This is a genomic window from Tissierellales bacterium, from assembly GCA_035301805.1.
Taxonomy (GTDB): Bacteria; Bacillota; Clostridia; order Tissierellales; family DATGTQ01; genus DATGTQ01.
On the sequence record DATGTQ010000207.1, the window covers coordinates 1 to 10,944 of the forward strand.

Below are 10,944 nucleotides of genomic sequence, written 5' to 3' on the forward strand. Positions count from 1 at the left end.
CACTATTAATGCTACTATCAATATTATTATCTTTTTTTTACTTTTCATATAATAATACTCCTTTATTTTAAATATTTATGATATATTGTAGTTTTGCGATCCTTCAATATCTATAAATTTATCAAGCCCCAATTTAGTCAAAAATAATGTAACTATATCTACCCCAGCCCCAGCAGGAACAGAGCCACCAACTAATATCTCAGCTAAGCCAGCAACCCCTACACCATCTAATACCCCGAGTCCCGGGTAAGCTAAAATAACTGCACTAGCAACAATCAACACAGCTCCCAAGTTGAATTGAAGTCTAAATAATTCTTTTTAATCCATACTGGCATTATATGTATTTCTATTTATTTTACCATTTTATATGTATACATTCAATCGAGATAATTAGGTACTTATAGACAAAAAAGAAGTAGACCTAGATGTCTACTTCTTTTATTTGTAATTTTCTAATCAAAGGTTATGTCCATATCATCAAAGGTACCATCCATTGGTATGTCATTAAAATATACAAAATATGCTTTATGTCTTTTTAATTCTTGATCATTTATTTCATACTCAATTATTTCATCTGGTTTTATACCGTTTACTTTTATTTTCTCCGATTCTTCTCTATCTAATAATAGATAAAATTGAAAATTCTTCTTTTCTGGTATTATTGTATCGTCTCTGCCAAAATAATTAAGGCGTTGAAAAAATACTGGTCTATATCTTTCTATATCTATAGTATCTCTTTCACATTCTTCGTAATTTACTTCATTTTTTTCTAATGGCTCAGAGTAAAGAATTTTGTCACTCTCTACTTCATTCTTTTTTAGAAGAGGTATAACTGCAAAATTTTCATATCCAGCTGGGTGCTCGAGTATCCCATAAATAATAATCTTTTCATCGTTTTCTATAGTTTTCAAAACTTCTTTTAATTTTAAATCTCTTCCCATCTCATTTCCAAGCCTATTATTTTCTATTGCTGTATAAATATCTTCATAATAATTTAAATTCTCTCTTATTTCTTTGTCAAATTTCTCTGCTTCTTCTTTTGACATTTTTATCCCATCTCTCATATATTTCTCTTTTGGTTTATTACTACTTGTATCTATTTTTACACATGACGTCAGTATCAACGATAAAATTAATAATAAAAGTATAATTATTTTTCTTTTCATCTTGACCTCCCATAATTAACCTATTCTATTTCACAGTAATTTAAGGACTCCCCATACGCTACGTTGGATTGACCAAATAAATAAGATATAATCATTGCTGCTGAACCTTCATAAACTAGCCTCTCTCCAACCGGTATCAATGGTATTGTGGTTAAAGACCATGCGTTTGTGATTATTATAGCGGCTAATACTATTGCTGCAATTCCCATTTTTACTTTTAACCAGTCTATAGGTTTTCTATACATTTCTCTCTCCGATTTAAGAGTAAAACCATCTACAAATTCCCCACCACCAATTCCGTTTATATAGAACCCATCGCCATCGAATCCTGTCTTACCACCATATATTGTTCCATCTATTGCTCCTTCTAATTCACCTGATATATCCCAGTCAGATCCTAGCTCTATATTTAAAGCACTTGATAAATCCACTTCACGCCCAAAAGCCCTAAAACCACCATCTCCTCCCACAGATACTGCACCATCTGAATATGATAAGTTAAATGATGGTAACCTAAACCTCCATTTTTCTACCTTTGGGGTATTTATTTCAAATCCTCGTTTATGTTCTATTATACCATCTATTTTTTCTATCCTTGTTTCTGTTAATACAAAAAAATTATTTCCTCGTATTTCCCCTTCCCTATAATCTATTCCCCTTGCAACTTCCCTTTCCTCACTATATTTATACCCTGCATGCTTTTTTATTTTATTTTTCGTCCAATTTATTCCAGACTTTACTTTATCTTTACCCCAATCTACCCCAGACTTTATCTTGTTTTTTCCCCATGTTCCTATTTCAATTCCTTTATTAACTGCTTCGACATTAACATCCGGTATACCTATTATTATAGGCACATTCCCATCCAAATCCACATAATCAAGTGGTTGATTCCAAGCATAGGTATAGTCATTTAGGGAATCTGGATAAATAATTGAGCCTTTTATATTGTCCTCACTTATAAATCTTCCTTGATTTTGGTCATAGTATCTAGCTTGGGCATAGTTTAGTTCACTTATTGGATCGTATTCATAGCCGGTATAGCCAAATGGATTCTTTAGGTTATTTTGACTTTCTACATTTATTCCAAATTCATCATAGCTGAATAGTCCTTTTGTTTCTCCATTTCCATCTATATTTCTTATAGGACTTCCTAACTCATCTAATAGATATAGTTCTTCTTCCATTGTTCCTAATAGGTCTCCATCCCATAGATACTGTTCATGGTTTTCATTTACTTTTCTTTCTAATACATTTTTATATGGTCTTGTTAAATCCAATACATAATCTATTTTTTCTACACTATTATTATGTCCTTTTAATGTTTGGCTAACTCTATTTCCTAATCCATTATAGCTATATACAGCTGTTCCCTCTTTTTTATTCCATGCTTCTGTCATATAATCCATAGAGTCAAAGGTAAACATTTTTATTAAATCATCATTTCTAAATTCTTTTATTCTATTCCCTCTTTTGTCATATTCATAGGTTCTTATTTCTTCTGGAAGTTCTTCTTTTATTAATTGATTTAATTTATTATAGTAATATTTTGTTGTTTCTCCATTGTCATATTTTTCTATTCTATTTCCTAAGCTATCATAGCTGTATTTTCTTAATAAAGTATCTCCATCTATTACCTCTGTCAATCTATTTAGAGGGTCATATTTATAGCTTAATTCTTCTATTCCTTCATAGCCTTGTCTTTCTCTCTTTATTCCTATTTTATTTCCTGCTTCATCATAAGAATAATCGTGTTTCTCTATTATGCTTCCATTTTTATAGTATTCTAAACCTTTTAAAGCTCCTGAATTATTATAGCTATATTTATTTATTATATTATTTGGATATATTTTTTCTGATAATCTTCCTATTTCATCGTAATTGTATTTAAATTCTTTTTCTTCATTAATTAATTTTACTAACTTTTGAGATTTATCATATTCATACTTTACTTCTTTTCCATCTGGATATATTAGTTTAGTTCTTTGACCTAGTTCATTCCATTCATATCCTACCTTCTTATTGTCTGGAGTTGTTACACTTTTTGTTCTTCCTAATTTATCTAAGGCTATTTTTGTCTTTCCTAACCAATCTTCTATTTCTATAAGTTCTCTTAAACTATTATAGCTAAATTTAACTTCTCTACCATCATCATATTTTATATTCTCTATCTGCCCTATTTCATTATAGAATCTTTCTGTTATATATCCTTCTTTATCTATATCTTTTATTATTCTATTATTTTCATCATATATAAAGTTAGATTCATTACCTTCTCCATCTATTATTTTTGTTAAATTCCCTATTAAATCATATTGATATTTTGTTGTTATTGATAAACCGTTTTGTTTATTTAGTTTATTAGCTTCTTCTAGATTTTCATCTATTAATTGTAATTGTTCTAGTTTAGTTAATTTCCCTACTTCATCATATTCATATTTTGTTTCATTTCTTAGAGCATCTATTACAGATTTAATATTTCCCGTTTTTGTATAGGTAAACTTAGTTTGATTTCCTTTTTCATCTATTATTTTTCTCACTAATCCACTTGGAGTATATTCGAATTCTCTTTTAGTTCCATCTGAATTTATTACTTTAGAAATTTGATCTAAAGAATTATACTCATATTTTATACTTATATTGTCTCCTATTTTCTTTTCTATAATATTTCCATTTAGATCATAGAAGTACTCTTCCTTTTCTCCTTCCGGGAGCATTATTTCTCTTAGCACTCCACCTGGATAATATTTATATTGTAACGTATCTCCCAATGGATTTGTTATAGTTTTTATATTTCCTAGTTCTGTGTATGTGAATTTTGTTTCATTTCCATCTAGATCTATTTGTTTAGTAAGTTGCCCCAGTTCATCATATTCAAATAATATTTCATTATCTTTATTATCAAATATTCTGGCTATCTTTCCTAAAAAATTGTACTCATAATTTACTTCGTACCCATCTACCTCTATTACTTTTTTTCTTCTGTTTAATTCATCATATTCTATTTTAGTCTCTTCTTTTGTTGGAGATATTAATTTTATCATATTACCATTAGGATCATATTCATAGTTTACTCTATGACCCAATCCATTTTCTATTGTACTTAATTGATTTAATTTATTATATAAATAAAGAGTTTCGCTACCATTTGCTTCTTTGACTTTAGATATATTCCACATTAAATCATATTCATATTCTGTTATATTTCCTTCTTGATCTATTAATTTTGATATTTTCCCTAATTCATTGTACTCATTTTTCATTATAGTATCATCGAAATCTATTACTTCAACTACTTTTCCTATTTTATTGTATTTGTATTCTCTTGAATAGCCTTCTGAGTTTGTAACTTTTATTATATTTCCCATTAAGTCATATTCATATTTCGTTACATTTCCATTTGGACTTATGGTTTTTATAACCTGATTTAGAGCGTTATATTCATATTTTGTTTCTCCACCATTTGGATATATTAGACTTATTAGATTGCCTCTATCATCATATTTAAATTTCATTTCTGAATCGTCAGCCTGTATAGAACCTATTATTTGCCCTTTATCATTATATTCTACACTTGTTTTATCTCCTTTAGGATTTATCATCTTTGATATATTTCCTCTTTCATCATATTCCATCTTAAATGATATACCTTCCTCATTAATTACATCTATTAGTCTATTGTTACTATCATATTTAAAATTCATTACTTCTCCTAATGGATTCATTATCCTAGTTAAATTACCATTTCTATCATAACTGTATCTAGTTTTATTTCCATTTTTATCAGTAAAGGATGCTAATTTATTTTTACTATTATATACTGATATTTCTTCTCCATCTTCATATATTACTTTGTTGTTTCTAAATTTATCATCTCTGCCATAGAGAATCTTGTTACCATTTTGTTCTGTTAATTCTAAAAGGTTTTCATCATCTAAATATTTATATTCCATTATTCCACCGTCGGGAAATATTTGTTTAGAGGTTCTAGATATATCATCGTATTCATTAGTTACTAATTTTATATCTCTTGGACTTATTACATCTATTAGTCTATCGACTATATCATATGTATATTTGAAGCTTGTATTATTAGGTAGTTTTACTTCTTTTAAATTATTATTTTCATAGGAAAAGCTTACTTTCCTTCCAGTACAATCCTTTATACAATCTAAAGATTCATCTTTATAATGAAAATCTATATAGCCTGATAATGTAGATACTCTTTTTAATTTATCTTCTTCATATATTAATAAAGTTTCATTACCATTTATATCTACTATTTTATTTAGTCTACCTTCTTTAGAAAAATTATACCTTTCTTGATTTTCCAGGATTAAATCATATCCTTTTAATTCATCGTCTTCTTTTATTTCTACTAATTTCTGCCCTAGCAATGTTTTAGAGATATATTCTCCGTTCCCATTCTTTGAATATTTATCTACTCTACCATCTTCTCTAGTTACTTTTATAGTGCCACCCTCTATATTTAGATGTACCTCAAAGTTGTGTATCCATTGGTTTCCTAATACTCCCTTATAGGTATCTATGGCATTATATGTTCTTCTAAATTCTAGTGGATAAGTCCCTTGTATTTCTAAATCAGCCTTTTCATAACTGAAGTTTCCCGTTGCTAAATTTACCGGGTCCTTACTATACATGGCTGTTGCTACTGCTAATCCTTTTGATTGTTCTAGTGCTTCTTTTATATTTCTATCTACTGCATCGAATTTTATACCATTTTCTAATTTTAACTTTCTTAAAGCCCTGTCAAACTCTTTGCCATCAATAGTTGAAAAATCCACTTTAACAAATTCTTTATAATTATTTATAATCTCTGTAAGTATTCTAGTGCTGTCTGTCAGTTTGGACATACTTTCACTAGAAACACTATCTGCCTTTGGAATATTAGATAATAGATTATCTATGTTAGAATCCAATGTTGTAATTAATTCATCAAATATATCTCTTTCAATTTTAGCTCTATCTAAGCTAGATTTCAGTATACTACTTTTAACATCAGAAGGAACTTTAGCCTCTAATGCTGATACTTCCTTTAACTCTTCCTCCATTTCCAAAGATATTTCCTTAGCCTTCCGTAATAATCTAGCGTATTCTTCTTTTAATTCCCTTAGTGAATTATAGTCAAAAACCCTATCCCTTTCTAATGACATTAATGCCACCCCTTTCACTATTATTCTAGACTTATTCCTGTACTCAGCTTTCTATCTTGTTGGTCAAAACCATCTACTGTTTTATCTAAGGTACTATAAAACTCTGTTAGCATATCTATTAGAGCATCTACGGCTACTTCTTCTGTTTCTAACTGAGTCTTTAGTGACTCTACAAATTTACCCTCTGATTCAACTAATAATTTGTTTATTTTTTTATAATTCCCCTTCAAGCTCGTAAGACTATTATTTACCTTAGATTGTCCCCTTGATATTTCACTAATAGCTTGACTTTTTTCTATCTTTATTCCTGACATAATTACACCCCCCACAATTAGCAAGTGCTATCTATATTTTTAATGCTCATTTCAAAGTTTTCTATAGTTTCTTCCGTTGCATTAAATATTTTTTCCAATCTTAAAACTACATCTTTTTCTATAGATGATGCTGTATCTGAAACTTTAGAACTAAAATCTTTTGCATAAAGGGGACCTGATTCTGAAACTGCATCCTTTACCAATTGTAGTAGACTCCTAGTTTCTTCTAATAACTCTTCATGATTTGATTTTAAATCCCCTTTTACTTGATTAAACTCATTTTCCATTGCAAATAATTTATCACCCATATATCCCTACCCCCTTAATATAAACTTTTATATGACACTAAGTCTTTTACGAGCGACCGCTACCTTACTATTTAACTCCCCTATTTTTTTATTTAAGCTTTCTATTTGATGATCTATGCCCCCAACTACATTATTGATAGATCCTATATTTCCATTCATAGATTGTAAGCCATCAGGTAGTTTATTTTTTAAAGCTGTAGCAATTTCTCCTTCAAACTTTTTAGAAACTTCTATATCTCTAACCATTTCCATTCTTAATGATGTACTTTTATCATTATTCCATTCCCTATTTATCCCCTTTAAATCTGTTTTCTTATGTCTAAAGGATTCCCGAAGACTTTCTAGTTCACTTATTTCCCGATTAAAACTATTAATTTCCCTACGAATTCTAGCTCTAGCCCTTTCTTTTTTTCTAGCTTCACGTTCCTTTTCCTTTATTATTCTTTGCTCTTCCCTAAAACTTTTACTCAATATAGATACCCCCCTATCTATAATATTTTAAATTGAAACAAAGATTAAATATTGATTTGAAATATAGGTGTAATATTTAATAAGAATGAATAGATTATATATATTTTCATATTTTTATAACATATATTGGTTATATATAAATTATCTTCTATTTTATCATATTCCCAATGTCTATTCAATTGAATTTTCTTGTATAATAAACGCTCCTTTCCGGCTTCATTTGCTGTTTTCAATCCTACCAAAAAAGTGTTTGTTTATGTATATATAGATTATTTTATATTACCAAAATATATCGTAATCTTTGAAATAGATACTTTTTATACACTAACTATCTATTCAATGCTAATGATACAAAATAGGAAGGATATATAAACCTTATATAACTTTATATAACCATCATATTTAAAAAATTTTAACCTAAAGTAATTAAAACTTTTGAATTTAATAATAAGATTTAATAATCCTTTATCAGATTTATGTGAGTGAGTTAGGATAGTCCCCAGTGACCCACTTCTAGTTTCCTTATAATTTTTGATATAGGTCATATACTATTATTATAAGGGTTGATAATATATAATCAAAAGAATAGTGGAGGGATAGCTATGGAAAATAAACTTAATTGGCATGATAAATCCTATTATGAATATATTGAAAAAGAAATGTCTGATTTAAGTAAACTAACTACTACTATATTAAGGGTACATGGCCCAGAGCATAATGAACTATATAAAGTTCACAGGTTATTCCATATTGTGCAAATCAATTTAGTTCAACAATCCATTAGAGAGAAAATGGATATAGTTCCTACAGTTAAAATGTACAATAGAAAACCTTCGAAAGAATTTTTAGATAAAATTCTTGAGGCCTCAAATGAACTAGCACCTATGAAGAAAGAAACTGTAGAGTTATTAAATGAATTAAGAAAAGTAACTGATGGATATGTTGCTCCTGAAGATGGTTGTGCCACATATGATACAACCTATGAGAAATTAAGTGATTTTGAATCAACAATACTGGAACATTATGAACTGGAAAGAAAAAATTTCATTCCTAGGATAGCAGATGAAATAAATAAATAATAATTAATATTAAAAAAGGACCTTAATTAGCAGCTAATTAAGGCCTTTCTTTAATATTATTTACAGCATTAGCAAGTTGGAAAGTTTGCCTATACTTATTCTATTATATTTTCTTCTTCTGCTCCAATTTCTTTTATAGATGTAACGAGTCCTGCCATATCCTGAATTTCAGAAGGTATTATTATCTTAGTTGCCTTACCATCTGCAACCTTTGCAAATGTATCTAAACTTCTTAAAGATATAACCCTATCGTCAATCTCTGCTTCTTTCAACATTTTAAGTCCTTCTGCAGTAGCTTCTTGAACTTTTAATATAGCTTTTGCTTGGCCTTCTGCCCTTTTAATAGCTGCTTCCATTGCAGCCTCTGCTTCAAGAATTAAAGCTTCTTTTTCTGCTTGTGCATTTAATATAGCTGAGTCCTTATTTCCCTCTGCTATTAATACTGCTGATTTCTTTTCTCCTTCTGCTTTCAATATTTTTTCTCTTCTTTCTCTTTCAGCTTTCATTTGCTTTTCCATTGCATCTTGAATTTCAGCAGGAGGTATAATGTTTTTAAGCTCTACCCTACTAATTCTAATTCCCCATGGATCAGTAGCTTCATCTAAGACAGATCTTAATTCTGTATTAATTACATCTCTTGAAGTTAATGTTTCATCTAATTCTAAATCTCCTATTATATTTCTTAATGTTGTAGCAGTTAAATTTTCTATAGCCATTAATGGATTATTTACCCCATAAGTATATAGCTTAGGATCCGTAATATTAAAATATACTACTGTATCAATTTGCATTGTTACATTGTCTTTTGTAATAACTGGTTGTGGTGGAAAGTCTACTACTTGTTCTTTTAAACTTACCTTAGCAGCAATTCTATCAAGAAATGGTGTTTTTACATGTAATCCTACTTCCCAAGTATCTTTATAAGCCCCTAACCTCTCTACTACAAAGGCAGTGGCTTGTGGTACAATTCTAACATTTGACAATATTATAGCTATTATTATAGCAAATATAATTAAACCAACCATAAATATACATGCCCCCTCTATTTTTTAGTAACTACTAGTTTAACTCCTTCAATACCTTCAACTATTACTACTGTTCCAGCTTTTAGATACTTATTATCTTTAGAAACTGCTTGCCATATCTGTCCTTCAACTTTTACTTGCCCCATAGATGTTTCATTGGCAACTTTAATCATTTCACCTGTTTTACCAATCAACCTATCTGCATTAGTTCTAACCTTTGGTGATTTAATAAAATTCATTAATGTAGGTCTAAAAATAAAGAAGGTTATTAATGATGTTATTATAAATCCAATTATCTCATATATTAATCCTAATTCTAAAAATTCCAAAAACATTGCGATTAAAGCTCCTGCCGCGAACCATATACTCACTAAAGATAGGCTAATTAGTTCAATAACCAAACTAATTATAAATATTATTAACCACCAACTTGTTAACCCACCCATCATTCATTCACCCCCTAATAAATCTTGAGGCAACTATGCTAAAAGTTTTGACGACCATATTCAAATCTTACAGTAATGTAAATACATCATATATCAAAATTTGACTATTATCAACATTTTCTTATACATGTTATGACAAAATATTGTATATAAAGATCATTTCTATAATAGTAGAAAAAATTATATTACTTACCTAAATTTATTATTTCACCATCAAATATTGTCGTTTATACCTCTACATTTTTTATTTAATCTTCAAAAATTTGAAATATATTATCTGAAAGTATTACCATATATAGGAATATATCTTTTTCTATAGAACCTTTTGCATCATCTTCAAAATAAACATATACCCCTACTTTAATAAGTACATAAACAACTTCACTTTATAATATGTATCCATGGCAGAGTAAATACATATGGCTATCGCTAAACCCTAGTAATACTAATTTTCAATCTTGTATTAAATGCCCTACATGTCTATATAAATATTCTAAAGAATCGCTTAATATAGAATATTGAAAAAGACAGTCTATACTAATTTATACATAAATATAGACTGTCTAATAATTCATATTCTAGTAATTTAATTTATCAATTTTATAAATAGTTTCCAAAGCTAATTTAATTTCTTTATTTTCCCCTTTTTGAACCTTTTCTTCTTTTGCAACGTAGTTTCCTATACCATCCTTTAAATCACTTTCATATTCTACTACTGAATTTAATATACTTGCTGCTCTAACTCCTCTTAATTCTGCAATGGTAAAAAGTACAGCTGTTTCCATGTCAGAGCCTAGAACACCTTTTGTATTCCAAAACTCCTTTATATCCTCTTCTTTCTCAGTGTAGAAAGAATCATGACTTCTTACAATACCGTAATGATATGGAAAATTTAATTCTTTACAAGTATCTAATATGCAATTTGTTAATTCTATGTTTGAAACTGCTGGATATTCTGACT

10 protein-coding genes are annotated in these 10,944 nt (G+C 28.8%); 1 reads left to right on the forward strand and 9 read right to left on the reverse strand.

The window, feature by feature from the left end; translation table 11 throughout:
• Positions 1 to 75: 75 nt before the first annotated feature.
• From VK071_10780 to VK071_10805, 6 genes are all read right to left on the reverse strand, one after another.
• Entirely contained in the window at positions 76 to 282 is a 207-nt protein-coding gene (locus VK071_10780; protein HLR35794.1) for a hypothetical protein, read from the reverse strand.
• A gap of 170 nt (positions 283 to 452) precedes the next feature.
• Entirely contained in the window at positions 453 to 1,166 is a 714-nt protein-coding gene (locus VK071_10785; GenBank protein ID HLR35795.1) for a hypothetical protein, read from the reverse strand.
• A gap of 20 nt (positions 1,167 to 1,186) precedes the next feature.
• A complete protein-coding gene (locus VK071_10790) occupies positions 1,187 to 6,340 on the reverse strand; it encodes a DUF6531 domain-containing protein (GenBank protein HLR35796.1) in 5,154 nt (1,717 codons plus the stop codon).
• A 20-nt stretch (positions 6,341 to 6,360) separates the two neighbouring features.
• A complete protein-coding gene (locus tag VK071_10795; GenBank protein HLR35797.1) occupies positions 6,361 to 6,654 on the reverse strand; it encodes a hypothetical protein in 294 nt (97 codons plus the stop codon).
• Between the two features lie 17 nt (positions 6,655 to 6,671).
• Positions 6,672 to 6,962: a hypothetical protein gene (locus VK071_10800; GenBank protein HLR35798.1), complete on the reverse strand. Its 291-nt coding sequence runs from the start codon at positions 6,960 to 6,962 to the stop codon at positions 6,672 to 6,674.
• Positions 6,963 to 6,989: 27 nt separating this feature from the next.
• On the reverse strand, positions 6,990 to 7,433 hold the full coding sequence (locus VK071_10805) for a hypothetical protein (GenBank protein HLR35799.1): 444 nt from the start codon (positions 7,431 to 7,433) through the stop codon (positions 6,990 to 6,992).
• Positions 7,434 to 8,035: 602 nt separating this feature from the next.
• On the opposite strand from VK071_10805, the gene VK071_10810 reads away from it, so the two are divergent.
• Positions 8,036 to 8,512, forward strand: coding sequence for a hypothetical protein (locus VK071_10810; protein ID HLR35800.1), 477 nt, complete (start codon positions 8,036 to 8,038; stop codon positions 8,510 to 8,512).
• Between the two features lie 95 nt (positions 8,513 to 8,607).
• Here VK071_10810 and VK071_10815 read toward each other — a convergent pair whose 3' ends face one another.
• The 3 genes from VK071_10815 to VK071_10825 all read right to left on the reverse strand — a co-directional run.
• On the reverse strand, positions 8,608 to 9,537 hold the full coding sequence (locus VK071_10815) for an SPFH domain-containing protein (protein ID HLR35801.1): 930 nt from the start codon (positions 9,535 to 9,537) through the stop codon (positions 8,608 to 8,610).
• A gap of 17 nt (positions 9,538 to 9,554) precedes the next feature.
• Positions 9,555 to 9,986 carry an NfeD family protein gene (locus VK071_10820; GenBank protein HLR35802.1) on the reverse strand — a complete coding sequence of 144 codons (432 nt, stop codon included), beginning with the start codon at positions 9,984 to 9,986 and terminating at the stop codon, positions 9,555 to 9,557.
• Positions 9,987 to 10,561: 575 nt separating this feature from the next.
• Positions 10,562 to 10,944: nucleoside phosphorylase (locus tag VK071_10825; protein ID HLR35803.1), on the reverse strand; the 383-nt coding region annotated here is incomplete at its 5' end.